This is a genomic window from Enterobacter sp. R-25 (genome assembly GCF_049913205.1).
GTDB lineage: Bacteria > Pseudomonadota > Gammaproteobacteria > Enterobacterales > Enterobacteriaceae > Enterobacter > Enterobacter ludwigii.
Genome location: NZ_CP183982.1, coordinates 2126211 through 2151886 on the forward strand (window position 1 = coordinate 2126211; position 25676 = coordinate 2151886).

The 25676-nt window shown below is 52.2% G+C and carries 26 protein-coding genes and 3 pseudogenes; 14 read left to right on the forward strand and 15 right to left on the reverse strand.

Annotated elements, in window-relative coordinates:
• Nucleotides 1-14: 14 nt before the first annotated feature.
• The 6 genes from dmsD to catA all read right to left on the reverse strand — a co-directional run bounded on the left by dmsD (nt 15) and on the right by catA (nt 5899).
• Nucleotides 15-629: a Tat proofreading chaperone DmsD gene (dmsD, locus tag ACN9MQ_RS10215; protein WP_104440200.1), complete on the reverse strand. Its 615-nt coding sequence runs from the start codon at nt 627-629 to the stop codon at nt 15-17.
• Between the two features lie 42 nt (nt 630-671).
• Nucleotides 672-1526, reverse strand: a complete 855-nt coding sequence (locus ACN9MQ_RS10220; RefSeq protein ID WP_020884269.1) for a dimethyl sulfoxide reductase anchor subunit family protein — start codon at nt 1524-1526, stop codon at nt 672-674.
• A 1-nt stretch (nt 1527) separates the two neighbouring features.
• Entirely contained in the window at nt 1528-2145 is a 618-nt protein-coding gene (locus ACN9MQ_RS10225) for a DMSO/selenate family reductase complex B subunit (protein ID WP_014169373.1), read from the reverse strand.
• A gap of 10 nt (nt 2146-2155) precedes the next feature.
• On the reverse strand, nt 2156-4594 hold the full coding sequence (gene ynfE, locus ACN9MQ_RS10230) for a selenate/tellurate reductase subunit YnfE (protein WP_426021464.1): 2439 nt from the start codon (nt 4592-4594) through the stop codon (nt 2156-2158).
• Nucleotides 4595-4739: 145 nt separating this feature from the next.
• Nucleotides 4740-5033, reverse strand: coding sequence for a DUF1161 domain-containing protein (locus tag ACN9MQ_RS10235; RefSeq protein WP_044867985.1), 294 nt, complete (start codon nt 5031-5033; stop codon nt 4740-4742).
• A gap of 167 nt (nt 5034-5200) precedes the next feature.
• Nucleotides 5201-5899 (reverse strand): type A chloramphenicol O-acetyltransferase, encoded by a 699-nt coding sequence (gene catA, locus ACN9MQ_RS10240; protein ID WP_426021465.1) that lies wholly within the window; start codon nt 5897-5899, stop codon nt 5201-5203.
• Between the two features lie 422 nt (nt 5900-6321).
• Here catA and ACN9MQ_RS10245 point away from each other — a divergent pair, with 422 nt between their 5' ends.
• Nucleotides 6322-7032: a YnfC family lipoprotein gene (locus ACN9MQ_RS10245; RefSeq protein ID WP_121340241.1), complete on the forward strand. Its 711-nt coding sequence runs from the start codon at nt 6322-6324 to the stop codon at nt 7030-7032.
• A gap of 16 nt (nt 7033-7048) precedes the next feature.
• Here the strand turns inward: ACN9MQ_RS10245 and speG are convergent, their stop codons facing one another.
• Nucleotides 7049-7609, reverse strand: a complete 561-nt coding sequence (gene speG, locus ACN9MQ_RS10250) for a spermidine N1-acetyltransferase (protein ID WP_020884265.1) — start codon at nt 7607-7609, stop codon at nt 7049-7051.
• Nucleotides 7609-7947, reverse strand: a complete 339-nt coding sequence (locus ACN9MQ_RS10255; protein ID WP_020884264.1) for a DUF1283 family protein — start codon at nt 7945-7947, stop codon at nt 7609-7611. Before ACN9MQ_RS10255 ends, speG begins: the two co-directional genes overlap by 1 nt.
• A 152-nt stretch (nt 7948-8099) precedes the next feature.
• Here ACN9MQ_RS10255 and ACN9MQ_RS10260 point away from each other — a divergent pair, with 152 nt between their 5' ends.
• From ACN9MQ_RS10260 to ACN9MQ_RS10280, 5 genes are all read left to right on the forward strand, one after another.
• A complete protein-coding gene (locus ACN9MQ_RS10260; RefSeq protein WP_183516402.1) occupies nt 8100-8426 on the forward strand; it encodes a YnfA family protein in 327 nt (108 codons plus the stop codon).
• Between the two features lie 113 nt (nt 8427-8539).
• Complete coding sequence (gene rspA / locus ACN9MQ_RS10265) at nt 8540-9754, forward strand: starvation-sensing protein RspA (RefSeq protein ID WP_020884262.1); 1215 nt, start codon at nt 8540-8542, stop codon at nt 9752-9754.
• Nucleotides 9755-9768: 14 nt separating this feature from the next.
• A complete protein-coding gene (locus tag ACN9MQ_RS10270) occupies nt 9769-10788 on the forward strand; it encodes a Zn-dependent oxidoreductase (RefSeq protein WP_020884261.1) in 1020 nt (339 codons plus the stop codon).
• Between the two features lie 73 nt (nt 10789-10861).
• Nucleotides 10862-12241: an MFS transporter gene (locus tag ACN9MQ_RS10275; protein WP_025204303.1), complete on the forward strand. Its 1380-nt coding sequence runs from the start codon at nt 10862-10864 to the stop codon at nt 12239-12241.
• Nucleotides 12242-12461: 220 nt separating this feature from the next.
• A complete protein-coding gene (locus tag ACN9MQ_RS10280; protein ID WP_426021466.1) occupies nt 12462-13925 on the forward strand; it encodes a mannitol dehydrogenase family protein in 1464 nt (487 codons plus the stop codon).
• 43 nt (nt 13926-13968) lie between these two features.
• Here the strand turns inward: ACN9MQ_RS10280 and ydfZ are convergent, their stop codons facing one another.
• A complete protein-coding gene (gene ydfZ / locus ACN9MQ_RS10285; protein WP_013096785.1) occupies nt 13969-14172 on the reverse strand; it encodes a putative selenium delivery protein YdfZ in 204 nt (67 codons plus the stop codon).
• Nucleotides 14173-14461: 289 nt separating this feature from the next.
• Here ydfZ and ACN9MQ_RS10290 point away from each other — a divergent pair, with 289 nt between their 5' ends.
• Complete coding sequence (locus tag ACN9MQ_RS10290) at nt 14462-14893, forward strand: universal stress protein (RefSeq protein ID WP_426021467.1); 432 nt, start codon at nt 14462-14464, stop codon at nt 14891-14893.
• 35 nt (nt 14894-14928) lie between these two features.
• Here ACN9MQ_RS10290 and ACN9MQ_RS10295 read toward each other — a convergent pair whose 3' ends face one another.
• Complete coding sequence (locus ACN9MQ_RS10295; RefSeq protein ID WP_014169893.1) at nt 14929-15615, reverse strand: GntR family transcriptional regulator; 687 nt, start codon at nt 15613-15615, stop codon at nt 14929-14931.
• Between the two features lie 91 nt (nt 15616-15706).
• A complete protein-coding gene (gene ydfG, locus ACN9MQ_RS10300; RefSeq protein ID WP_068794576.1) occupies nt 15707-16453 on the reverse strand; it encodes a bifunctional NADP-dependent 3-hydroxy acid dehydrogenase/3-hydroxypropionate dehydrogenase YdfG in 747 nt (248 codons plus the stop codon).
• 142 nt (nt 16454-16595) lie between these two features.
• Here ydfG and dcp point away from each other — a divergent pair, with 142 nt between their 5' ends.
• The 3 genes and pseudogenes from dcp to ACN9MQ_RS10315 all read left to right on the forward strand — a co-directional run bounded on the left by dcp (nt 16596) and on the right by ACN9MQ_RS10315 (nt 19844).
• Nucleotides 16596-18629 (forward strand): peptidyl-dipeptidase Dcp, encoded by a 2034-nt coding sequence (dcp, locus tag ACN9MQ_RS10305; protein WP_426021468.1) that lies wholly within the window; start codon nt 16596-16598, stop codon nt 18627-18629.
• Nucleotides 18630-18712: 83 nt separating this feature from the next.
• Nucleotides 18713-19002: pseudogene (locus tag ACN9MQ_RS10310) on the forward strand (DUF4113 domain-containing protein); the annotation flags it as partial.
• A gap of 332 nt (nt 19003-19334) precedes the next feature.
• Entirely contained in the window at nt 19335-19844 is a 510-nt protein-coding gene (locus ACN9MQ_RS10315; RefSeq protein WP_426262721.1) for a DUF1963 domain-containing protein, read from the forward strand.
• A 76-nt stretch (nt 19845-19920) separates the two neighbouring features.
• On the opposite strand, the gene ACN9MQ_RS10320 is transcribed toward ACN9MQ_RS10315, so the two are convergent.
• Nucleotides 19921-20427 carry an AAA family ATPase gene (locus ACN9MQ_RS10320; RefSeq protein ID WP_032681109.1) on the reverse strand — a complete coding sequence of 169 codons (507 nt, stop codon included), beginning with the start codon at nt 20425-20427 and terminating at the stop codon, nt 19921-19923.
• Between the two features lie 288 nt (nt 20428-20715).
• Nucleotides 20716-21618, reverse strand: a complete 903-nt coding sequence (locus ACN9MQ_RS10325) for a LysR family transcriptional regulator (RefSeq protein ID WP_426262722.1) — start codon at nt 21616-21618, stop codon at nt 20716-20718.
• Between the two features lie 136 nt (nt 21619-21754).
• Here ACN9MQ_RS10325 and ACN9MQ_RS10330 point away from each other — a divergent pair, with 136 nt between their 5' ends.
• The gene (locus ACN9MQ_RS10330) at nt 21755-22501 is read left to right on the forward strand and encodes an SDR family oxidoreductase (RefSeq protein ID WP_040017378.1); all 747 of its coding nucleotides are present in this window, start codon (nt 21755-21757) and stop codon (nt 22499-22501) included.
• 79 nt (nt 22502-22580) lie between these two features.
• Nucleotides 22581-23255 carry a glutathione S-transferase family protein gene (locus ACN9MQ_RS10335; RefSeq protein ID WP_032681106.1) on the forward strand — a complete coding sequence of 225 codons (675 nt, stop codon included), beginning with the start codon at nt 22581-22583 and terminating at the stop codon, nt 23253-23255.
• A gap of 283 nt (nt 23256-23538) precedes the next feature.
• Here the strand turns inward: ACN9MQ_RS10335 and ACN9MQ_RS10340 are convergent, their stop codons facing one another.
• Nucleotides 23539-24285, reverse strand: a complete 747-nt coding sequence (locus ACN9MQ_RS10340) for an SDR family oxidoreductase (protein WP_032681105.1) — start codon at nt 24283-24285, stop codon at nt 23539-23541.
• A gap of 172 nt (nt 24286-24457) precedes the next feature.
• A pseudogene (locus ACN9MQ_RS10345) lies at nt 24458-24633 on the reverse strand (helix-turn-helix domain-containing protein); the annotation flags it as partial.
• 225 nt (nt 24634-24858) lie between these two features.
• Here ACN9MQ_RS10345 and ACN9MQ_RS10350 point away from each other — a divergent pair.
• Nucleotides 24859-25311: a cyclophilin-like fold protein gene (locus tag ACN9MQ_RS10350; RefSeq protein WP_106504067.1), complete on the forward strand. Its 453-nt coding sequence runs from the start codon at nt 24859-24861 to the stop codon at nt 25309-25311.
• Nucleotides 25312-25348: 37 nt separating this feature from the next.
• Nucleotides 25349-25543: pseudogene (locus tag ACN9MQ_RS10355) on the forward strand (M3 family metallopeptidase); the annotation flags it as partial.
• Nucleotides 25544-25676: the final 133 nt, after the last annotated feature.

Sequence of the window (25676 nt, forward strand, 5' to 3'; positions counted from 1 at the left end):
GCCAGGTGCTGGCGTTAGCGGTACAGCGTTTTTTCCGCGACCGGAATAATTAACGTGTCCTGCCAGTCCGCGAGCGTCAGCTGTGCGAGTTTGCCCAGTGCGGTGTAGAACGGATGCCCGGCGTTTTCAACAAACACGGACAGGAAGCGGGTACTCCACGGCAGCAGGTGCCACGCCAGAAGCTGGTCGCGTTCAGCGTCGCGGCCATTTTCTGCCAGCCACGCGGCCAGTAACAGCAGGGTACCGATGTGATCTTCCGGTTCGTTCTGCTTCATCTCGAAGGCAATGTTGTTTTCACGCATCCACTGGCGCAGCGCGAGGGTGGAGTCGCCGAAGAGCACGGATTCCCGATCCAGCCAGACGGAACCCCACGGCGGTGACGGCAGGGCGTAAGGGCCAATAAACAGACGTTGCCAGGCATCTTTCAATGCTTCATCTGCTGGCGTTTTGAACGCATCTGCAACGGGCTGCAGCGTTTCCGGCGCCAGCGGCCAGTCCTGAATCCAGTCGCCTGCGGTGAGCGCCTGCACCAGCGGCGCAGTCTGCTCGCTATCTGGAGCAAAATAAAACAGCGCGCCCAGTACCCGGGCGCTGAACGCGAACGAATCACGCTGTGAGACTTCTTTCATGACTACCTTCCTTGCTCGCGCGGAGTAGCCCGCGCGACTGTGTTAACCCGCAATCGCCATACCTGCGGTCATGTGCAGACCATAGAAAAGACCACGGCCAATCAGTTCACCCACGACGACCAGTATCACGCCTGCAAAAAGAGCGAGGGCTTTAGGCTCCTGCCGACGCATCAGCGGGCACAACCAGCAGCCGAGTCCGGCGGCAAGCAGTACGATACGCCAGATTTGCAGTGCGCCATAGTCAGGCAGCAGGGCACTCGCCTGTTGAACGGAACTGTGGATTGTCGCCAGGTCATTGCTCTGCAGCACGATGACCGCCACACAGGCCAGGAGTGCCAGCACGCTGACAGAGGCCGCGAATGTGCTTTTATATGTCGTGTTTGCCACGCGCAGCAACAGGGCTGCAAACAGCGGCCCTCCCAATACCAGCGTCAGGAAAAAGGCCAGCGTGGTGTAACCCGTGTACCAGGTCGGTACGGTATCAATTTGATAAACCCGGGTCATCGCCCAGACAAAGACAACGCCCAGGATCTGGCTAACGACCAGCCAGATTTTACCCAGTGCCGGGGGCATTTTACCGATAACGGATACCAGCCACCAGAAACCGCCAACGGCAAAGAAAATGGATCCCGCGGCAATTTCATTACTGAGCGCCGAAGCACCCACGCGGTTGAGCGAGTTAAAGGCCCGGAGCGGGGAGCCAAGGTGCAGCACGGACGCCAAAAATCCGATGCCCATCACCAGCCACAGAAAGAACATACTGCGGACAAGGCGTGTTTTCACCGCGTCGTCTTTTTCAGTAAGCCAGACGAGCCCCATAACGATCAATGCCCCGGCGACGCACTGTCCGAAGACGGTGAAGATCACCAGCGGCCATTCATGCCATCCACTTCCCATCTCACACCTCTTTCGGGTTTGCCAGGTAGCCGGTGGTATCCCCTGTCGGGCGGCTGTTGGCGTTAGGTTTAATCACGATGCTTGGCTTCGTGAAGTGCGCGGACGGCAGCGGCGCGACGGCCGCCAGCTGACCATGTTTTTTACGCAGTTCGTCGATGGGACCGAAGTCCAGCGCACGCAGCGGGCAGGACTCCACGCAGATCGGCTTTTTGCCGTCTGCCACGCGGGTGTGGCAGCCGTCGCACTTGGTCATATGCCCTTTGGCGGCATTGTACTGCGGGGCACCGTACGGACAAGCCATGTGGCAGTAGCGACAGCCGATGCAGACATCTTCATCCACTACCACGAACCCGTCGTCACGCTTGTGCATCGCCCCGCTCGGGCAGACCTTGGTGCAGGCCGGGTCTTCGCAGTGGTTGCAGGCAATCGACAGGTAGTAGGCAAACACGTTCTGGTGCCAGACACCGTTGTCTTCCTGCCAGTCACCGCCCGCGTATTCGTAAATACGACGGAAGCTGACGTCCGGGGTTAAATCTTTGTAATCCTTGCAGGCGAGCTCGCAGGTTTTGCACCCGGTGCAGCGGCTGGAATCAATAAAAAATCCATACTGAGTGGTCATCACTTACTCCTTACGCCTTCTCGATCTGCACCAGATTGGTGTGCTGCGGGTTACCTTTGGCCAGCGGTGACGGGCGGTGCGTTGTCAGGGTGTTGATGCATGAACCGTGGTCGACACGATCGCCGTTCATATTGGCGTCATGCCAGGCTCCCTGGCCCATCGCGCTTACGCCGGGCATGATGCGTGGTGTGACTTTCGCTTCGATGCGTACCTCGCCGCGATCGTTAAACACGCGCACCGTATCGCCATTTTTGATGCCGCGTTGCGCCGCGTCCACGGGGTTAAGCCAGACCTCCTGACGGCAGGCGGCTTTCAGCACGTCGACATTGCCGTAGCTGGAGTGGGTGCGGGCTTTGAAGTGGAAGCCGAAGAGCTGCAGCGGGAATTTATGGCGTTCCGGGGCGTCCCAGCCGTCGAAGGTCGAGGCGTAGACCGGCAGCGGGCTGATGGTTTCGTCGTCGGCGAGCTCCCAGGTAGCCGCAATCTCTGCCAGCTTGCTGGAGTAAATTTCAATCTTGCCCGAGGGGGTGTTGAGCGGATGAGCCTGCGGATCATCGCGGAATTTTTTATAGGCCACGAAGTGCCCGGCCGGATCTTTACGCTTATAAATACCCCTCTCTTTCAGTTCGTCATAGGACGGCAACTGCGGATCTTTTTCGAGCATTTTGGCATACAGATACTGCAGCCACTGCGCCTGGGTACGTCCTTCGGTAAATTGCTGATGAATATCCGGGCCGAGGCGTTTCGCCACTTCACTCATGATCCAGTAGATCGGTTTGCGCTCAAACTTCGGTGCGGTCACGGGCTGAAGGAAAATCAGATAGCCCATGTTGCCTGCATAATCGTTAGGAATAATGTCTTCCTGCTCAACGGTCATTAAATCGGGTAGCAGGATGTCAGCATATTTCGCCGACGAGGTCATAAAGTTGTCGATCACCACGATGGTTTCGCATTTACTCTCGTCCTGCAGAATATCGTGGGTTTTGTTGATGTCGGAATGCTGGTTGATGATGGTGTTGCCGGCGTAGTTCCAGATGAATTTGATCGGCACATCCAGCTTCTCTTTTCCCCGCACGCCGTCGCGCAGGGCGGTCATTTCGGGGCCGCGCGCGATGGCGTCGGTCCAGCTAAAGCATGAGATTTGCGTTTTCACCGGGTTATCCGGCAGTGGCATACGCTCAATGGTGATCGTGTAGGTCGATTCACGTGCGCCGCTGTTCCCGCCGTTGATACCGACGTTTCCGGTCAAAATCGGCAACATGGCAATGGCGCGGGAGGTCAGCTCGCCGTTGGCCTGGCGCTGGGGGCCCCAGCCCTGACAGATGTAAGCCGGTTTGGTACTGCCAATTTCTCGTGCAAGCTTGATGATGCGATCGGCCGGTATGCCTGTGATGCGGGAGGCCCATTCCGGCGTTTTGGCGGTGGCATCATCACCCTGACCGAGAATATACGCTTTGTAATGTCCGTTAGCAGGCGCACCTTCCGGCAGCGTTTTTTCGTCATAGCCGACGCAGTACGTGTCGAGGAACGGCTGATCGACAAGGTTTTCGTCGATCAGTACCCAGGCGATACCCGCGACCAGCGCGGCATCCGTCCCCGGGCGAATCGGGATCCACTCGTCTTCACGCCCGGCGGCGGTGTCGGTATACCGCGGATCGATGACGATCATGCGCGCGTGAGACCGCTCGCGGGCCTGCTTGAGATAATAGGTTATCCCCCCGCCGCTCATTCGCGTCTCTGCCGGGTTATTGCCGAACATCACCACCAGCTTCGTGTTTTCAATATCCGAGGTGCTGTTGCCGTCGTTGCTGCCGTAGGTGTAGGGCATTGCACAGGCTATTTGCGCGGTGCTGTAGGTGCCATAGTGGCTTAAAAAGCCGCCGTAGCAGTTCATCAGACGCGCGACCAGCGAAGCATAAGGGGAGGAGCGGGTGATATTACCGCCCACAATGCCGGAGGAGTAGTTAATGTAGACCGCTTCGTTGCCGTATTTTTCGACGACATCTTTCAGGCTGCGGGTAAGGGTGTCCAGGGCTTCATCCCATGAGATACGCTCAAATTTTCCTTCACCGCGTTTCCCTACGCGCTTCATGGGGTAGTTCAGACGATCGGGGTGGTTGATCCGACGGCGAATAGAACGCCCGCGCAGGCAGGCGCGAACCTGATGATTGCCATAAATATCCTCACCGGTGTTATCCGTTTCGACCCAGTAAACTTCTTCATCACGGACGTGAAGGCGCAGCGCACAACGGCTCCCGCAGTTGACCGAGCAGGCACCCCAGACCACTTTGTCTTCAGCGGGCTTTACGGCGTTTTGTACCGCGGCAGCGGCGCGTTTGAGGCCAAAAGGCAGTGAAATCCCCCCGGCGGCAAGTGCCAGAGAGCCTATTGCAGTGGATTTAACCAACGTTCGACGGCTGATCCCGCCGTGATTATCGACATCGGACATAACTCACCCCATCATTTTAATTGCGTATTATTTTCGCCCGTGATTACAACTGGGCTAATGATGGGGTGAATGTTACTTATTTGGAGGTATTAAATATTAATCCTCATCAAGTCAAAGGGAATTGGCCGCGAGAAAGTGATTAAAATCACTGAGGTTCGCCCTGACCATTATCCTGCACCCCTGATGCGGCACCGCTACCGGTGCGGGTATAGAGAATTTTAAAAGTATCGTTCGCACAATGACCGACTACCTGTGCATCCGGCTGGTCAGCCTGATCGTTTGGCACAATATTTAACGTAAAGCCGGACTCGGGCACGCCGTTATTGATGATTTTCTGCTGAATGTCGCTTTTTACGCGCTCGCAGGAATCCGGGGCAGCCAGAGCCGCTGTAGAAGCGCTCATTAACAGCAGGGCGGTAATCCAGGGTAACCGTTTCATCTGTAGCTCCTTTTCTCTGTGTGTCGGTTAAGCTTAGCAGGGTTCGTGTAAGCTTTTGTTATTGGGGATAACTTTCTGAACAATCTTATACAGGCTTCCTGCGCTCATTTTCCCCAATTTCCATCAACACGTCCTGCGGGCGGTGATACCCGCCCGGCATCGCGACGTTAAGCGCGTTGCGTTTTGCTCTGCACCTGGCGTTCGCCGGAGTGATGCCGTAAGTCATCACACATCGCCTGTAACTCATTGAACAATCTTGCCACATGGAAACCATCGCACACGGAATGATGGACCTGCACGGCGAGGGGCAACAATACTTTTCCACCCTGGTTGTCGTATTTCCCCATAGTGAACATGGGGGCAAAAAAGTTCTGCATATTGGCTACGTTGATATTAAAACTGGTAAAACTTGACCAGGGGATCGCCGACACGAAAAATACATTTTCCCGCGACTCTTCCTTCGGCCAATAAGAAAGGGTATTACCATAGCGAGCAACATCTTCCGAATAAACGTTCTGGAAATGATCAATATTGCCATCGAAGTGACTCCATAATGAAGAAAAGGTCTCCGTTTCATTATGGAAAATGGTATAGTTTGGATGAATTTCATTCCATATGACAAGTTCATTGTTCTTCATGGCCATACGGAATTCCGAATGGTTGTTGACGATTTTAGAAAGGAGGGAAATCATCGTCGGATAAAATTTCCAGCCCAGTCCTTTTATATCCTTGAGCAATGCGGTGATGTCTATTTGAACAGTTTGATTAAATGTAGATTGAGCAAATGACTGAAATACCTCGAAATGTTCTTTTCTGGCCCAACGTGATAAGTCAACAGGCGTATATTCTGGGATTGTTTTTTTCATTTTTTAACCTTTGATGAGCAATCAAAAATCAGCGTTTTGCCTACGTTTTTTCATGAATAAAGAAAGCATAGAGATTCCAGGCGGTTTTGGACGCGAACGCATTTGTGAGGGTAGCGCATCCTTATAGAGGAAGAAAGGGGATGGTAAACATTTAATATATCAAAGAATAAAGTTAGATGGCGCAATCTGCCGGCGCTTTCATGTTGTTAATATGTCACAGAATATCCGTCATGCGCTCAAAGCAGGTGTGTTTCCTGTTCAACAGCGGGCACAGCGCCTTCTCGTTCTGGCGAGGTTTTGCAGAGGGTAAGAGAGATTAATGTATTGATTGTACGTCTCTTTTCGCCTGACATTTTGCTATCGTGTGAACAGCGGTATTTGCTAATATGATCGGGAATACTCTCCCTGATTCGGTAAATGATGTGAAGAACTACGCAGCGATAACGCTACTGGCAGCAACACTGGTGGGGTGCGACAACTCTTCCGCGCCGCTGTCGTTTACGCCCGAGATGGCGAGCTTCTCCAATGAATTTGATTTTGACCCTCTGCGCGGCCCGGTAAAAGACTTCACCCAGACACTGTTCAACGACAAAGGTGAAGTCTCCAAACGGGTAACCGGTACGATGTCGACGGAAGGGTGTTTCGATACCCTCGAACTGCACGACCTCGAGGCCAATACCGGCGTGGCGCTGGTACTGGATGCTAATTACTACCTTGATGCGGAAACCCAGCAGCGAAAAGTGAAACTGCAGGGGAAATGCCAGCTGGCCGAATTACCGTCGGCGGGCGTAACGTGGGATACCGACGATAACGGGTTTGTGGTGGCGGCGCACGGCAAAGAGATGGAAGTGAAGTACCGCTATGATGCGGATGGCTATCCGCTGGGGAAAACCACCGTCTCCGGGGACCAGCATTTATCCGTCCAGTCGACGCCGTCTAAAGATCTTCGCAAAAGAATGGATTACTCCGCCGTGAGCATGCTGAATGACAAGCCGCTGGGCAACGTCAATCAGAGCTGCGATTACGATCGACACAATAATCCGGTGAGTTGCGATCTGACAATCACCGACAACAGCGTGAAGCCCGCTGTTGAGCGCAAGTACACCATTAAGAACAGTATTGAATACTACTGAGAAAAAGCCGCGCAGGTTACTGCGCGGTGGGTTTCAGCAGGCTGGCGCCTGACGGTTTGTGTCCGGCCAGGTGCTGATGCTGGAAGATGCACATGCGAATGGTGTTGCGGTATTCACCGTTGATAAAGAACTCGTGAACCAGTTCGCCTTCCACCATAAAGCCCAGCTTGCGGTAGATATGGATTGCTTTCTCGTTCTCTTTATCCACGATGAGATAAAGCTTGTAGAGATTCAGGACGTTGAATCCGTAATCCATCGCCAGCTTCGCCGCCCGCGTGGCAAGACCTTTCCCCTGATGCTCAGGTGAAATGATAATCTGGAATTCTGCCCGACGATGAACGTGGTTGATCTCAACCAGTTCCACCAGACCGGCTTTTTCACCTTCACACTCCACGACAAAACGGCGTTCGCTCTGATCGTGAATGTGCTTATCGTAGAGATCCGACAGCTCAACAAACGCCTCGTAAGGCTCTTCGAACCAGTAGCGCATCACGCTGGCGTTATTGTCGAGCTGGTGGACGAAGCGCAGGTCTTCACGCTCCAGCGGGCGGAGCTTAACGTCACACTGCACTGACATTATGGCGCGACCGTGCGGCCAGTACGACGATCCAGGCAGCGCAGGGTATTTGGCTCCCAGTAGGCGTTAACGTTGGCACTTTGCTGACACTTATCGCGCGCGTCGAAAGCGACATCTTCTTTGTCCCACTCTTTTTCAACACGTTTGTTCACCTTCTGGCGAAGGCTACGGGTGTCATTCCATTGTTCTTTGTCCATCGCGGCGTTCTGACGGCTTTGCGCGCTGTCGCCAGACTCAATAATGAGTTTGCTGGTTTCGGCGGTGGCAGAGGCGGCAAAGGCGAACGATGACAGCGCCAGCAGGGCTGTCAGACAAAGGCGTTTGCTTAATGTAGTCATAGCGTTTCCTTTTAAATGGGCGCAGATAATTAAGTTATCCCGTTCAGATTCTACACCAAAGAGAAATAACGGCATACCCGCGGCACGGGTATGGAAAAGTAAACGATATCATCAGGTATGATGTCTAAATAAATCATCACATGACCGTAAATATGCTCAAAACCACTCTGCTTTTTTTTGCCACCGCGCTGTGTGAAATCATCGGCTGCTTCCTTCCGTGGCTATGGCTGAAGAAGGGGGCAACCGTCTTCCTGCTGATCCCGGCGGGCATTGCGCTGGCCCTGTTTGTCTGGCTGTTGACGCTGCACCCGGCGGCCAGCGGGCGCGTCTACGCCGCTTATGGTGGCGTTTATGTCTGTACCGCGCTGCTGTGGTTACGCATGGTGGATGGTGTGAAGCTCAGCGCCTATGACTGGGCCGGGGCGCTGGTTGCGCTGTGCGGCATGTTGATTATTGTTGCCGGATGGGGGCGCGCCTGAGCGCCCGATTTTTTTGTGACCGTTCGCTGATTTTATGATCATTATACTTGTATGGTAGTAGTGCAGAAGAGTAAGTTTCCAGCATCACAATGAGCGATGTAAGGAAATGGATTATGAAGATTGTCGGGGCTGAAGTCTTTGTTACCTGCCCGGGGCGTAACTTTGTCACCCTTAAAATTACCACCGACGAGGGCATCGTCGGCCTGGGTGATGCCACCCTCAACGGACGTGAACTTTCGGTGGCCTCTTATCTGAAAGATCACCTTTGCCCGCAGTTGATCGGCCGTGATGCGCACCGCATTGAGGATATCTGGCAGTTCTTCTATAAAGGCGCCTACTGGCGTCGTGGTCCGGTCACCATGTCGGCCATTTCCGCCGTGGATATGGCACTGTGGGATATCAAAGCCAAAGCGGCCAATATGCCGCTCTACCAGCTGCTGGGCGGCGCATCCCGGGAAGGGGTGATGGTCTATTGTCATACCACCGGACACTCCATTGATGACGTGCTGGAAGATTACGCACGGCATAAAGAGATGGGCTTTAAGGCGATCCGCGTTCAGTGCGGCGTGCCGGGTATGAAAACCACCTATGGCATGTCGAAAGGAAAAGGGCTGGCCTACGAGCCCGCCACTAAAGGTGACTGGCCGGAAGAGCAGCTCTGGTCCACCGAAAAATACCTCGATTTCACACCGAAGCTGTTCGATGCGGTGCGCAGTAAGTTTGGCTTTAATGAGCATCTTTTGCACGACATGCACCACCGTTTGACGCCGATTGAGGCGGCGCGATTCGGTAAGAGCATTGAAGCATTCCGTATGTTCTGGATGGAAGATCCTACGCCAGCGGAAAACCAGGCCTGCTTCCGTCTGATCCGTCAGCACACGGTCACGCCGATTGCGGTTGGGGAAGTATTTAACAGCATCTGGGACTGCAAGCAGCTTATTGAAGAGCAGCTTATCGACTATATCCGCACCACCATTACCCACGCGGGCGGCATCACCGGCATGCGGCGCATCGCGGACTTCGCCTCGCTTTATCAGGTGCGTACCGGCTCACATGGACCGTCGGATCTGTCGCCTGTTTGCCACGCCGCCGCGCTGCATTTTGACCTGTGGGTGCCAAACTTTGGTGTACAGGAATATATGGGTTACTCCGAACAAATGCTGGAGGTCTTCCCGCACAGCTGGCGCTTTGATAATGGCTATATGCATCCGGGCGACAAACCCGGGCTGGGTATTGAATTTGACGAAAAACTGGCGGCGAAATACCCGTACGATCCTGCCTATCTTCCGGTTGCCCGTCTCGAAGATGGCACGTTGTGGAACTGGTAAACGAGGAGCGAACGATGAAAAGCGTAGTGATTCAACAACCCAACGCACTGGTGATTGAAGATCGTCCACTCCCGGAACCCGCGGCAGGTGAAGTGCGCGTCAACGTCAAACTGGCCGGTATTTGCGGTTCAGACAGCCATATTTACCGCGGGCATAATCCGTTTGCCCGATATCCGCGCGTGATTGGCCATGAATTTTTTGGTGAGATTGATGCCGTTGGTGAGGGGGTTGACCCGGCCCGCGTGGGCGAGCGCGTCTCGGTTGACCCGGTGATCAGCTGCGGACACTGCTATCCGTGCTCCGTGGGCAAACCCAATGTCTGTACTTCTCTGGTGGTGCTGGGCGTTCATCGCGACGGAGGCTTTAGTGAGTATGCCGTCGTACCGGCAAAAAATGCCTGGGTTGTTCCGGACGCTATTCCAGATAAACACGCGGTAATGATCGAGCCGTTCACGATTGCCGCTAACGTGACGGGCCACGCACAACCCACCGGGCAGGATATCGCCCTGATCTACGGCGCAGGCCCCATGGGGCTTGTCACCCTCCAGGCGCTGAAAGGTGTCTATAAGGTGAAGCAGGTTATCGTTGTCGATCGGATCAATGAACGGCTGGCGATGGCGCAACGCAGCGGCGCGGACTGGGTGTTCAACAACGCGGAGCTGTCGTTACAGGCGGCGCTGGAAGAAAAAGGGATCAAACCAACGCTTATTATTGACGCAGCCTGTCATCCGACAATTTTACAGGAAGCCATCACCATTGCCTCTCCGGCGGCACGCATCGTGCTGATGGGGTTTTCCAGCGACCCAAGCCAGATTGTTCAGCAGGGGATCACCGGAAAAGAGCTGGCGATATTCTCATCACGGCTGAATGCCAACAAATTCCCCGTCGTCATCGACTGGCTGGAAAAGGGGCTGATCGACCCGGACAAACTGATCACCCACACTTTTGACTATCACCACGTAACAGACGCCATCGAACGGTTTGAAAAAGATCAGCGGCAGTGCTGCAAAGTCTTACTCACGTTCGGGCAATAATAATTCACGCGGTTAAGAGCCTGCGCAGACAGGCTCTGAGTGGTACGCATCTTACCTTGCAGAGATAGCCATTATGACGCAAACACAACCACAAAGAACGACTTCAGATCTGGTGAAAGCCGCCGTTTCCGGCTGGCTGGGCACCGCACTGGAGTTTATGGATTTCCAGCTCTATTCGCTGGGGGCCGCACTGGTGTTCCATGAGATCTTCTTCCCGGAACAATCGGCCGCAATGGCGCTGATTCTGGCGATGGGGACGTACGGCGCAGGCTATATCGCGCGCATTGTCGGCGCCTTTATCTTCGGGCGAATGGGCGACAGCATTGGCCGAAAAAAGGTGCTGTTTATCACCATTACTATGATGGGGATCTGCACGACCCTGATCGGGGTCTTGCCGACCTACGCGCAGATTGGGATTTTCGCGCCCGTCCTGTTAGTGACGCTGCGTATTATCCAGGGGCTGGGGGCAGGGGCTGAAATCTCCGGCGCCGGGACCATGCTGGCGGAGTACGCCCCTAAAGGGAAACGGGGCATTATTTCCTCGCTGGTGGCGATGGGCACCAACTGCGGGACGCTAAGTGCAACGGCTATCTGGGCAGTTATGTTCTTCGCCCTCGACCGCGAACAGTTGGTTGCCTGGGGCTGGCGTGTACCGTTTCTTGCAAGCGTGGTGGTAATGATCTTCGCCATCTGGCTGCGAATGAACCTCAAGGAGAGCCCGGTATTTGAAAAAGTGAACGAGGCTGAGACAACCGCACCGGTGACAAAACACGATTTATCATTTGCAGCGATGGTGAAGAGTAAGTCCTTCTGGCTGGCAACCGGGCTGCGTTTTGGTCAGGCGGGGAATTCAGGTCTGATCCAGACGTTTCTTGCCGGGTATCTGGTTCAGACGCTGCTGTTCGATAAAGCGATTCCCACCGATGCGCTGATGATAAGCTCAATTCTCGGGTTTATCTCTATCCCGCTGTTGGGCTGGCTCTCCGATAAAGTGGGGCGTCGTCTGCCGTACATTCTGCTCAATATCTCCGCCATTATTCTGGCGTACCCGATGCTGTCGATTATCGTTGATAAGAGCTATGCGCCGGGCGTGATCATGCTTTCCATCATCGTTATCCATAATTTCGCCGTACTGGGACTGTTTGCCCTGGAAAACATCACGATGGCGGAGATGTTTGGCTCGCGTAACCGCTTTACCCGGATGGCTATCTCAAAAGAGGCGGGCGGGCTGGTGGCGGTAGGCTTTGGGCCAGTGCTCGCCGGGATCTTCTGCAATATGACCGGTTCCTGGTGGCCAATTGTCGCCATGATGATCGCCTACTCCGTGATTGGGCTGATCGCCGCCATCTGCATGCCAGAGGTCTGCGATCGTGATTTGAGCGTGGCGGAAGATGCCGCGGAGGGGCCGGCACGTGATTCCGTCGGCTATGGGGCGGTTTCATCGCGGCGGTAATGGTTTATATCTTTAGTGACCTGTCACACAACTTTATGTTCATGTCACACCACATGCGTAAAAGTTAATATAAATCAAAATCTCAAACTGCAGGATCAGTATGGTTAATGGCAGTTCTTTTTTACCCCGACTGCCATTCTAGTTGGTGTAGTCAGCAGGCGCTGCTGCTCGTTTAGAGCGGCAGCGAATCCCAGCGTACATAACTTAACGAGTCTTAATCATGGAAAACCGGTTATTACAGGCGAAAGCGACGCTTCCTCAGTACGATCGCGAACGCCTCAAGGCACGCATTGTTCATTTAGGGTTTGGCGCATTTCACCGTGCGCACCAGGCGGTGTACGCCGACATTCTCGCCGCGGAACACAACAGCGACTGGGGTTACTGTGAGGTAAACCTGATTGGCGGTGAACAGCAGATTGCCGATTTGAACGCACAGGATCATCTCTACACCGTGGCGGAAATGTCTGCCGATGCGTGGACATCGCGGGTGGTGGGCGTGGTCAGGAACGCACTGCATGCACAGGTTGACGGGCTGGAACGCGTGCTGGCCGCACTGTGTGAGCCACAGGTGGCGATTGTCTCGCTCACCATTACTGAAAAGGGATATTGCCACTCGCCGGCGACCGGGAAACTGATGCTCGATCACCCGTTAATTGCCGCCGACCTGCAAAATCCGCATCAGCCGAAATCTGCGCCGGGTGTGGTGGTGGAAGCACTCGCGCGACGCAAAGCTGCCGGGCTGCCCGCGTTTAGCGTCATGTCCTGTGACAATATGCCGGAGAACGGTCACGTCATGCGTAATGTGACCTGCGCTTATGCCCGCGCGGTTGACGGCGAGCTGGCAGACTGGATTGAATCCAGCGTCACTTTCCCGTCCACCATGGTGGATCGTATTGTTCCCGCGGTTACACCGGAGACGCTGGATAAAATTGAACAGCTGACCGGCGTTCGTGACCCGGCAGGCGTGGCGTGCGAACCGTTCCGTCAGTGGGTGATTGAGGACAACTTTGTTGCAGGCCGTCCGCAGTGGGAAAAGGCCGGGGCGGAGCTGGTTTCAGACGTCATTCCGTTTGAAGAGATGAAGCTGCGCATGCTTAACGGCAGTCACTCTTTCCTCGCGTATCTTGGCTATCTGGCGGGGTACCCGCATATCAACGATTGCATGGAAGACGCGTACTACCGTACTGCCGCCCATGCGCTGATGCTGAACGAGCAGGCGCCGACCTTAAAAGTGAAAGGCGTTAATTTAGGCCACTATGCTGACCTGTTGATTGCCCGCTACAGCAACCCGGCGTTACGTCACCGTACCTGGCAAATCGCGATGGACGGCAGCCAGAAGCTCCCGCAGCGTATGCTCGATTCCGTGCGCTGGCATCTGGTGCATCAAAAAAGCTTCCCGCTGCTGGCATTAGGCATTGCAGGCTGGATGCGGTATGTCGGTGGTGTCGATGAGCAGGGCAACGCTATCGACGTGAGCGACCCGCAGCTGGCGGTCATTCAGGCGGCGGTGAAGGGAAGTGCTGAGGGCGAAGACCGGGTGAAGGCGCTGCTGGGCATTGAGGCCATTTTTGGCAAAGAACTCCCGTATGAAACCGTCTTTGTGGATGCGGTACTGCGTGCTTACCAGACGTTAGTGCAAAAAGGTGCAAAAGCCACGGTCGCAGAGTACGCGGCGAACGGCTAAGTCATCACATGCCGCCGCGTGCGGCGGCATGATGTCGCATGAATCAGTGCATACCCAGGCGAATCAGTTCAATCGGTTCGAACTTACCTTCGCAACCTTCCACTTCTACCGTTTTGCTGCGACGCACCTGCGCGGCATCCAGCCCTTCGCTGTGGATCGCTTTAATCACGCCGGTGTGTCCTGTGCCATTGATCATTACACGGCTGCCGGTGGTAATTGCGTTACGGTTACGGTCGTATGTCATCATGGTATTTTCTCCTCTCTCACTTATCCGTTACGGCGCTATTTCAGGTTTCACCGTTCACGGGGCACTATAAATACGCCTGTCTGCATCTCATTTTTTTGTTTTTGATCAAACTCACACTTTTTTCTCAATATTGGTGCGTGCTGACGGTTCACGACAGCAATTTACAAAGCCCACATTTATTTTCCTTTGTTGATAGTTTCTGCAGGCAAGCGTTTAGGGTTTGTTTATATTCCGGCTGTCATTCTTGGAGCAGGGAATACCCCTTTCACAGGAATAAGGAGTCAGGCTTATGTATAAGAAGATTTTAATGCCTGTTGATGTATTTGAAATGGAATTGAGCGACAAAGCGGTTCGCCACGCGGCCAACCTTGCAAAGGCGGAAGGTGCGTCGATTACGCTGGTGAACATTCTCCCCAACAGCAGCCGCTCGTTGCTGCGCGGATTCAACGCCGATATCAAAAAGTTTGAAGCGTTTATGACCGCAGAATCCGGGAAGAAAATGAACGAGCTAAAAAGGCTGTTTGATCTCCCCGGGGAGAATATCCACAGCCTGGTCTGCTTTGGCAACGTGCGTGACGAAATTATCAAACTGAGCAAAGAAGGGAAATATGACGTGATCGTCATCGGGTCGAAAAACCCGAGCATCAGCACCCATCTGCTCGGTTCAAATGCGGAATCTATCCTGCGCTATGCGAGTATTCCGGTGCTGGTGGTTCGCTAATCTCTTCGCCGCAACCGAAACGGGGGCGGCGTATTTTACTCTTCGCTAAACCAGTCGCTGTTTTCCTGACGAATTAACTGTACGGATTCGCTGATTTCCTGCAGGTGCAGCGTCATCGCTTTTTCTACACCGTCCTGATCGCGTTTTTCCAGCGCACTGAAAATATCATGATGCTGTCGGAGCAACATTTCCGGTGGTGAGACGTGGTCGAGGCTCATATAGCGCACGCGGTCGATGGTGGCTTTGATGTTTTCAATCGTGTCCCAGGCCAGCTGACAGTCTGCAATTTGCGCCAGCTTCTGGTGAAACTCGTCATCAAGCTGGAAGAAGTCGTTGAGCTGTTTGCGGTCAATCGCAATACGCTGCTGATGCAGGTTTTGCTCCAGCAGGTAGCACTGGTTGTCATCAATCAAGGATGCGGCACGGCGCGCCACCGCGCACTCAATGGCCTGACGGACAAAACAGCCGTTACGCACCTGGGAGAGCGAGATTTTGTTCACATAGCTGCCGCGCTGCGGGCGGATCTGAATCAGACCGTTTTCTGCAAGCTTGATAAACGCCTCACGCACGGGCTGGCGGGACACGTCAAACCGTACGGACACCTCTTTTTCAGAGAGCGGCGTTCCGGGTGGGATCAGGCAATGGACAATATCACGTCGCAAAATGCGATAGATTTGCTGGTTTACGGGCTGGGTAGGATTGAGTTGCGATTCAGCGGCCATGAGTTGTCATTTCTCAGAGAGTTAGCCTGAACATACTACCATTCTTTTATGGCCTGAAACAGACCCGGCCCGCAGGCCGGGAAGGGCAATGTTAGCCACGATGGACGCTAAGTCCGCCAAAACTCTGGCTGACTGGCATCATTTCTACCGTATTAATGTTGACGTGTTTTGGCAGCGTTGCCACCCACCAGACCGCTTCGGTGACATCTTCCGGCGTCAGGGCGTTCGCATTCTCGTAGGTTTTGCCTGCTTTCGCGTCATCACCTTTAAACCGAACGTTGGAAAATTCGGTTCCGCCTACCAGGCCCGGCTCAATATCGGTCACGCGAATGGCGGTGCCGTGCAGATCGGTACGCAGGTTAAGGCTGAACTGACGCACGAAGGCTTTGGTCGCGCCATAAACATTACCGCCCGCATAAGGCCAGCTTCCTGCGGTCGAACCGATGTTAATAATGTGGCCGCGATTGCGCTCAACCATGCCTGGCAGCACGGCGCGGGTCATGTACACCAGCCCTTTGTTGTTCGTGTCGATCATGTTTTCCCAGTCTTCAACGCTGGCTTTATGGGCAGGCTCCATACCGAGCGCCAGACCGGCATTGTTGACCAGCAGGTCAATGGCACGCCATTCGGCCGGCAGGTTAGCAATCATCTCTTCGATGGCGGCACGGTTACGGACATCAAGCTGCGCGGTCAGGATGCTGTCACCCAGCTCATCTTTCAGCTCCTGCAGACGCTCCTGACGACGACCCGTCGCAATCACCTTATGCCCGTTGGCGACGAAGCGACGCGTGATGCTTTCACCAAAACCTGCCGTTGCCCCGGTAACTAAAATAATCATCTCACTGTTCCTCAACGCTTTTTGTGTTGTACTAACATAGCACGGCCGCGAAGGATGCGTTAAGGCAACATTTGTATGACGGCATTGCAGGCAGTGGCGGCCTGGCCTACTCTGGGAAGATAACCGTACTCAGGAGTGAAAGATGTCGGCCACTAATCCCTTTTTTGAAAGCAGCCTGTTGCCTTATCAGGCACCCCGATTCGACGAAATCAACGACGGCCACTACCGCCCGGCATTCGATGAAGCGATACGCCAGAAGCGAGCCGAAATTGACGCGATTGTCGCGCAAACGGCCGCCCCCGATTTCAACAATACCGTGCTGGCACTCGAAAAAAGCGGTGCCATGCTCTCGCGTGTCAGCAGCGTTTTCTTCGCCATGACCTCTGCGCACACCAATGATGACTTACAGGCGCTTGAGGAGCAGATCTCTACCGAGCTTGCTGCGCTGGCGAACGATATCTGGCTTAACGACACGCTGTTCTCTCGCGTGGAGAGCGTCTGGCAGGATTGTGCTGCGCTGGACGCCGAATCCCGTCGGCTGGCAGAAGAGACGTACCAGCACTTTGTGCTGGCCGGTGCGCGGCTGAATGATGCAGAAAAAGCGGAGCTGAAAGCGCTGAATACTGAGGCGGCGACCCTCACCAGCCAGTTTAATCAGCGTCTGCTGGCCGCCACCAAAGCCGGTGGGCTGGTCGTGGATTATGCTCATCAGCTTGATGGACTCAGTCCTGACGAGATTGCGACGGCCGCCCATGCCGCCGCGGAGAAAGGGCTGAACGAACGCTGGTTGATTCCGCTGCTGAATACCACTCAACAACCCGCACTTTCTGCGCTGCGTGACCGTCAGACGCGCGAAAATTTGTTTAACGCGGGCTGGACGCGTACCCAGAAAGGGGATGAAAACGATACCCGGACACTGATCCTGCGTCTCACCGCGTTGCGTGCGCGTCAGGCAAAATTGTTGGGGTTTGAGGACTACGCAAGCTGGAGTATCGCCGATCAAATGGCGAAAACACCTGCCGCCGCGTTGGCTTTTATGCGCGGAATTGTACCCGCCGCACGCACCCGAGCGACGCTTGAGCAGGCCGATATCCAAAAAGTGATTGATGACGAGCAGGGTGGGTTCACCGTGCAGGCGTGGGACTGGGCCTTTTATGCCGAGCGTGTGCGCCAGGCGAAATATGCCCTCGACGAGTCGCAAATTAAGCCGTACTTTGCGCTCAACACCGTGTTGCAGGAGGGCGTATTCTGGGCTGCAAGCCAGCTGTTTGGCCTCCGCTTTGTCGAGCGTTTCGATATTCCGGTTTACCATCCTGATGTCCGCGTGTGGGAAATTTTCGACCACACCGGCGAAGGGATGGCGCTGTTCTACGGTGATTTCTTTGCCCGCGAATCGAAAGCCGGTGGGGCGTGGATGGGGAATTTCGTCGAGCAATCGTATGAGTTTGCCTCGCGCCCGGTTATCTACAATGTCTGCAACTATCAAAAACCGGCTAACGGTCAGACGGCGCTGATCTCCTGGGACGATGTGGTTACCCTGTTCCACGAGTTTGGTCATACGCTACACGGTCTGTTTGCCAGCCAGCGCTACGCCTCCCTGTCCGGCACCAATACGCCGCGTGATTTTGTCGAGTTCCCATCGCAAATCAACGAGCACTGGGCGAGCCATCCGCAGGTGTTTGCCCACTATGCCCGCCACTATCAGACCGGAGAGCCGATGCCGGAGGCGCTGCGCGATAAAATGCTTAACGCGACGCAGTTTAATAAAGGTTATGACATGACCGAGTTGCTTAGCGCTGCGCTGCTGGATATGAACTGGCACGGCATCAGCGAACCCGTGGACGATGTTGACGCTTTTGAAGCGGCAGCACTGCACAAAGAGGGGCTGGATCTGCCCGCCGTTCCACCGCGCTATCGCAGCAGCTACTTCGCCCATATCTTCGGCGGCGGCTACGCAGCGGGGTATTACGCCTACCTGTGGACGCAAATGCTGGCAGACGATGGCTATCAGTGGTTTGTCGAGCAGGGCGGCTTAACCCGCGAAAACGGGCAGAAATTCCGCGAGGCCATTTTGTCGCGCGGGAATAGTACTGATTTAGCTGAACTTTACCGGAACTGGCGCGGGCACGATCCGAGGATTGAACCGATGCTGGAGAATCGTGGATTGAGTGCTTAAGGGCTTTTTTAGTATGGGAACAGAACCGGGCGCGATGCCCGGTTTTTTGACCGATTTTTCTTCCCCAAAATCATTAACGCCACATAAAGTGCCTGGATAAAATCTGGAAGGATGGCCATCGTTACCAGAAAGCCGGAATAATGTCGGGTGACTTCTTCAGCCAGGGGGGGCCCAGCTCAACCTTTTCGATGAGAACGCACCGTATGCTGGCAGCGAAAAGTTGATTAAGGTGCTCGATCACCTGAATGCGAAAGACGGGAAAGGCACGCTTTACTTTGCAGGACAGGGCATACAGCAGTATTGGCAGATGAACCGTGAAATGCTGTCGCCGAGATATACGACCAGATATTCAGATCTGCTAAGGGTCCGGTGATTTTCCCAATTTCCAGGGCCGTTATGTGCCAGAAGCGGACCTCCGTAACTATCCTGAAGAGGAAGCACAGAAATATTTAGGTCTGTTGGGTAATAATTACGATATATAATAAAAACTCCTCCATTTCAGAATCCAAGAGTATGGGCATACGCAAGGATGCAATTATGAAATCCAAGAGTGCGTTAGTTTTAGAAGAACTCAGATCCAAATTACGTACTGCATCTGTGGCACAAGTCGGTGGTTTCCGCCCTACAGCAGACCCAATTACATCCTAGTTTTTAAAAGGAGTCGCTCTTCCAGGTGAAGGGTTGCCAGTTTGGAAGGGGCAGCCGATGTTTCCGCTTCTCCAGATTCGCGTAGATGAGCTTCCCGTGATTCCTGAACAACTGAAGGGGATCGCGCTCTTAGTGCTTTATCATAATATGGAAAGCCATCCATTTGATAAACCTCATGGCGAGGGGTGGCTAATACGAGAATACGCAACCCTTGATGGGCTTGAGTTATTGCCTGCAATTAACACTCCATATCGAGCATTTCCGGTTCGGTGGGTGAGTGTCAATGATGATGCTCCGGGATGGGAGGATGCTTGGGATATTATTGACTTGTCTGACGTAAACGATGATGAGGATGCAAGTAATAGATTCTATGATGGTTTTAACCGGTACAGGGGAACCAAGGTTGGAGGATATCCAATGGAGATACAACATGGTGTGGGGATTCAAGATTTTGTCTTTCAAGTGGGGTCAGAAGAAAAAGTAAACTGGATGTGGGCGGACAATGGTATCGGCTACTTTCACAAATCCCCAGAGGGACTTTGGACGTTTTCATGTCAGTTTTACTAGAAACTCAACGTCCTCTTATCGCTCACAGCGGACCTTGCGGCTCTTATGCCGGTCCGCTTTGTGCAGAAAGATAAATTCAGCTGTATTCAATAATATCAAACCCTTCATCAGCCGTTGGCTCTGCGAAAAAGCGCGTTATGGTTTCAAATTGTTGATCTGAGGCTGTAAATTCATGCATTCCTTCTGCATTACGGGCGCGCAAGCGGGATTTACATACTTCATCAGTAACTTTCAGGTAATGCAGCCTGTTACTGGCACCTGACTCCTTAATGATGCTCATCATCCATTCACGATTGGTTTGTGTGTTTGCCGGAAAATCCAGAACTACGGATAAACCCGCTTTGAGTAGCGACACCAGATGAGGCTTCATAGCGTTTCTGAGTCTTGAGGAATACTGCACATAATCAGCTATGGATTGCATTTCATTGGCAAAGAGGGCAGCCAGCCAATAATCTTCACTGACAATTATGGTGCCGGGTAATGCACCTAACTTTGCTGACAATGTGGATTTGCCTGATGCGATTTTCCCACATAACAAGTGCAAAGTGGGTTTTTCTGACGTTGTTACTGAAGTGATATCCATTATTTACCTCACGGGATTGTTACCGGTAAGGCCCGCCTTACCGGCGGGAAAATGGCGAACGTTATCCCACCTGAGTCAGACAGGTGATAATAATCATTGAATGGAATAGGACAGAGTGTGTTTTCATTGTCATTCAAGTTAACAGGGCCTGAATGCAAAATCAGCAATTTTTTCCCTTATAAATTGAATGTCCACTCCAGTGAGTTTGGCCGCTTCGTGCCAAGAGCGGAAGTTATTTACACCTTGCTATGCAATTTACGGCCAGCCGGTCAGTTCGTCATCTCAGCTTCATTTCAATGGGTTGTAAACTTTGAAGCCGGGATTTTTTTCAAAAATCTCAGCAACAAAATCCATGAACACAATCGCGCGTTTTGGTAAAAGTCGATTTGCAACATAAACAGCCTGAATGGGAACGGGAGATGCAGTGTAATCCGCCAGTAATAATTGTAAGTTGCCATTTGCCAGTCCCTCCTCGAACAACCATTCTGGGCCCTGTGCGATCCCAACCCCAGCATTGACAAATTTCTGCACTGCTTCAGGTGAATTGACCCTGAGCCGGCCAGAAACAGGCACATCCATATCCCGAAATCTCCAGGTAGCGCCCGTTGATAACAGGGTATAGATCAAACAATCATGTTTTTTTAAATCCTCCGGGGTGTCAGGAATCCCATGTTCAGCCAGGTACTTGTGACTGGCAACACAGACTCGCTCATACATGCCAAATCTGCGGGCACGCATTGCACTGTCCTCAAGGTGACCAATGCGGATTGCCAGCTCAGCGCCTTCATCAACGAGATTGATATAGCGGTCATTAATCTGTAGATCGAGTGTTAGCTCAGGGTAGCGTTCTAAAAAATCGGGTATGCGCGGAATCAAAAATGTGTGAGCCAGTGCAGTGGGACAAGCAACGCGCAGTAACCCTGTGGGTGTCACATTTTCTCTGAAAGAAGACTCTGACTCTTCGACCGCTTCCAGAATACGCCTTGCTTCCAGATAATAACGTTCTCCTTCAGGAGTCAGGGAAAGCTTGCGGGTTGATCGGTGGAGTAATCTGGTCTGCAAATGCTCTTCGAGGGTTGCAACATGACGACTCACGTTCGGTTGCCCTAAGCCTAAATCCCTGCCTGCTGCAGAAAAGCTGCCTGTCTCCGCAGTGCGGACAAAGCATGTCATCAAAAGTAATCTGTCCATCCTAAACCTATTTATGCTTTTAACGCATGGAACATATTCATAAATACAATCTTATCACCCTTAAAGCATGAGTATAGAGTGGCGATCAAATCGGTCATTTGCCGATCAGCTGTTAAAACTCACGGGAGATATGTTCATGTCCAGATTACAAGGTAAACGCGCACTCATCACGGGTGGAACAAGTGGTATTGGTCTTGCAACCGCGAAGCTGTTTGTCGCAGAAGGTGCACGCGTAATGGTTACTGGTATTAACCCTGATTCTGTCGCAAAGGCGAAACTCGAGCTGGGTAAAGATGTGGTCGTCGTGAGCGCGGATTCTGCAGATGTGAATGCACAGAAAGCGCTGGCTCAGACGGTTCAGGAACATTTTGGTGAGCTGGATATTGCTTTCCTGAATGCGGGTATATCAATGTATATGCCAATTGAGGCATGGACAGAAGAAATGTTCGACCGCATTTATGATATCAACGTTAAAGGTCCTTATTTCCTGATGCAGGCGCTGTTGCCAGTGTTCGCAAGCTCTGCATCAGTGGTCTTTAATACATCTATAAATGCGCACACGGGCCCGGTGAACTCTTCAGTTTATGGCTCCACCAAAGCCGCATTACTCAACATGTCGAAAACACTGTCTAACGAGTTACTTTCTCGCGGGATCCGTATCAACGCGGTGAGCCCAGGCCCGGTTGACACGCCGCTTTACGATAAGGCGGGGATCCCCGTGGAATATCATGATCAAGTGATGAAAGATATCGTTGCAACCATCCCTGCCGGTCGTTTTGGTAAGCCTCAGGAAGTCGCGCAAGCGGTGCTTTACTTTGCCTCCGATGCGTCTGCCTGGACCGTGGGTTCAGAAATCATCATCGACGGCGGCGTTTCAATCTAAGCCACCAAAATAAGATTTACAATTCATCAAGCCCGCCACCTTTTATGGCGGCGGGCTATTATTTTATCTGGGGGTTGAGATGTCTACCCATGACCTGACACTGATTAGCCACCCATTGTGTCCCTTTGTGCAGCGTTCAGCGATCGTTCTTCTCGAAAAAAATGTGCCATTTGACCGTGTAAATGTAGATCTGTCGGCGAAGCCTGACTGGTTTCTTGCTCTGTCACCCACCGGCAAGGTACCGCTACTTAAAGTGCATCATGCAGAGGGCGAAGATGCCATTATTTTTGAGAGCATGGTGATCTGCGAGTATCTTAATGAAACGCAAGATGGTGATTCGCTGTATGCTGACGATGCATTAGAAAGGGCTAGACAGCGAGCATGGATCGAGTTCTCTACATTAATGCTTGGAAATGCCTGGCAATTTTTAAATGCGACTGATCAGGCCATGGCAGACAGCAAACGCGCTGTGCTCCGTGAGCAACTTGAATATATTGAATCTGAATTGAATTCAGGGCCTTATTTCTCGGGTTCCAAATTCAGTATGGTTGATGCGATCTACGCTCCTGTTTTCCGTTACTTCTCCATCATTGATGCATCAGTATCTGAGGCGATTTTTGAGGGACTTCCGCGGATTTCCGCATGGAAAACTGCACTTGCGAAAAGGGAAAGCGTAAATGCCGCTGTATCACCAGATTATGCAGAACTTTTCCAAAATCATCTTCGTCAGCATTCTGCAATTCTCGCTGCCTGAAGATATTTTTTGAGAAACCGTGACCTGCTCTTCTCCCTGTTGATTATCAGATGCCAATGATAGTCCCAGCACCCGGTTGTTACGACAAATGCGAACTTCCGCTTTTCGCTCACAACAGACCTTCAGCCTAGCCATCTTGTCCGCTTCGTGCCAGAAGCGGACATTTCTCGCTGTTAGGTGCAGGAAAAATCGTGTTTTTAGGCTTAGGAAAAGGCATAGGAGTATGCCGAATCTAAAAGCCTAAATCCTGATAGTTTTTCTCCAGTTGCCGCCACTAAACTAATTACAATTCCTGAGCCGTTGGTCTGAAAATAATTTCACTCACACCAACATCTTCTGGTTCATTAATTGCGAAGGCTACCATGCGTGCAAAGGTTTCTGCTGGTACGCCAACATTTTCAACGTAATCCTGGTTTGCAGCCTTAACATCTTTATCCGTTATATGCTCCAGTAGTTCTGTTTTAACAGCACCGGGGGAGACTAACGTGACGCGAATGTTATGTGCCGCCATTTCCTGGCGCAAACCGTCGGTTAATGCTCGAACAGCAAATTTTGTCGCCGAATAGACAGCAGAACTCTGGAAGACAAGGTGTGCAGCAACAGATGCGGTGTTAATGATATGACCTGTTTTTTGTGATTTCATATAAGGCAACACCGCAGCAATCCCGTGTAGAACCCCGCGCAGATTGACATCAATCATCTGATTCCATTCATCGACATTTCCCTGTTCAAGGCGGGAAAGAGGCATCAGGCCGGCATTATTGATAAGAACATCTACACGACCGAATTTGTTGACCGCAGTCTCAATGAGGTTGTTTACGTCATCAAGTTTCGTCACATCGGTTGCGACGGCGATGGCTTCTTTATTCTGCTTTTGGAGCTCACTCGCAATGGCCTCTATGCGGTCTATTCTCCGCGCAGCCATCACAACCTTTGCTCCTTTTTCAGCAAGATAACGTGCAGCCGCTTCACCCATACCGCTTGATGCGCCCGTGATTACAATTACTTTGCCTATGATGTTATCTGTCATTTTTACTCTTCCTGAATAGGAGATGGGCTGTTGTCACCACTATCAGACTGAGAACAGGTTCAATCTCTTCAGACTTCAGTGACACATTCCTGAACAGGGATAATCTTAGCAGCAGAGCATTAATTCGATAATGCGTATAAACTTATATTGATTATGAGTACAGCTCATTAATTGGAGATACGTTACGGGTAGTTCGTATGAGCAGGCTGATCTGCAGCCGATATTCCCACGCCGATATTGCCTGGCTGAGAGCCGGTTGCGCCCCCTTGGTTGAGCCTCCCGACGGGTTAAACTCCCTTCGCGGGTGACGGTAATGAAATAAAACAGGTCATTCAGATTACGTTTCATCGGTGAAATACTCACAAAACATAACTATAGCTTATAAGCCCATTAAGCATTCATTAGCTAGTCAGCATACATCTTTCGTGTAGAATTTCCAGTAAGAGAGGAGTCCGGAGATAAGCATACGGATCTGAACCCATTTGATAAATTGACTTCTTTTTAAAAGCTTATCTAAAATAATCATTGATGCTGCACCTGAAAGGTGCAGCACATTTGCAGGAGAGAATCTGGATGAAAAAAATATTATTCCTGTTATTTATTATCATCACGAACTTTTTATTCCCGGTTCGTGCCAGTAATTCTTTGCAGCCAGACAAGGAAGAAGCCGTGACCGTTAAAATGACTATCAATCAGCAAACTTTTTACGTTGAACTTAAGAATAATCCAGCCGCTAAGGCATTTATTGAACAGCTTCCCCTGACTCTAACGATGGAGGAACTTAACGGGAACGAGAAATTTGCTGATCTGCCCCGTCCCTTACCGACCCGCCAGGTCAAACCTGGAACCATTAATCAGGGCGATCTCATGTTATACGGCCATCGTACCCTGGTACTTTTTTATGAGACCTTTCAGACAAACTACGGATACACACCCGTTGGCAGAATAATAGCGCCAGAAAATCTTGGTAAAATTGCAGATGAAAAAAAAGTAATAGCAACGTTTACCACAGATAAAAAAGGTTGACCTGTATTATCAAACACTGAATCTGGATTACCTATAGACGCAAATGCTGGCAGACGATGGCTATCAGTGGCTTGTCGAGCAGGGTGGTTTGACCCGCGAAAACGGACAGACATTCCGCGAGGTGATTCTGTCGCGCGGGAGCAGTAGTGATTGAGCTGAACTTTACCGGAACTGGCGCGGCCACGATCCGAGGATTGAACCGATGCTGGAGAATCGCGGGTTGAGTGCGTAGCGCTGATTCAGGTCAGCCACAAAACCGGGCGTGAGGCCCGGTTTTTGTTTGATTATGTCTTCCCCACAATTTTTATTAATTATGCCGTGTAAAAGGTATAAAAATTGCTGATGCCGTATGAAACATTTTAATA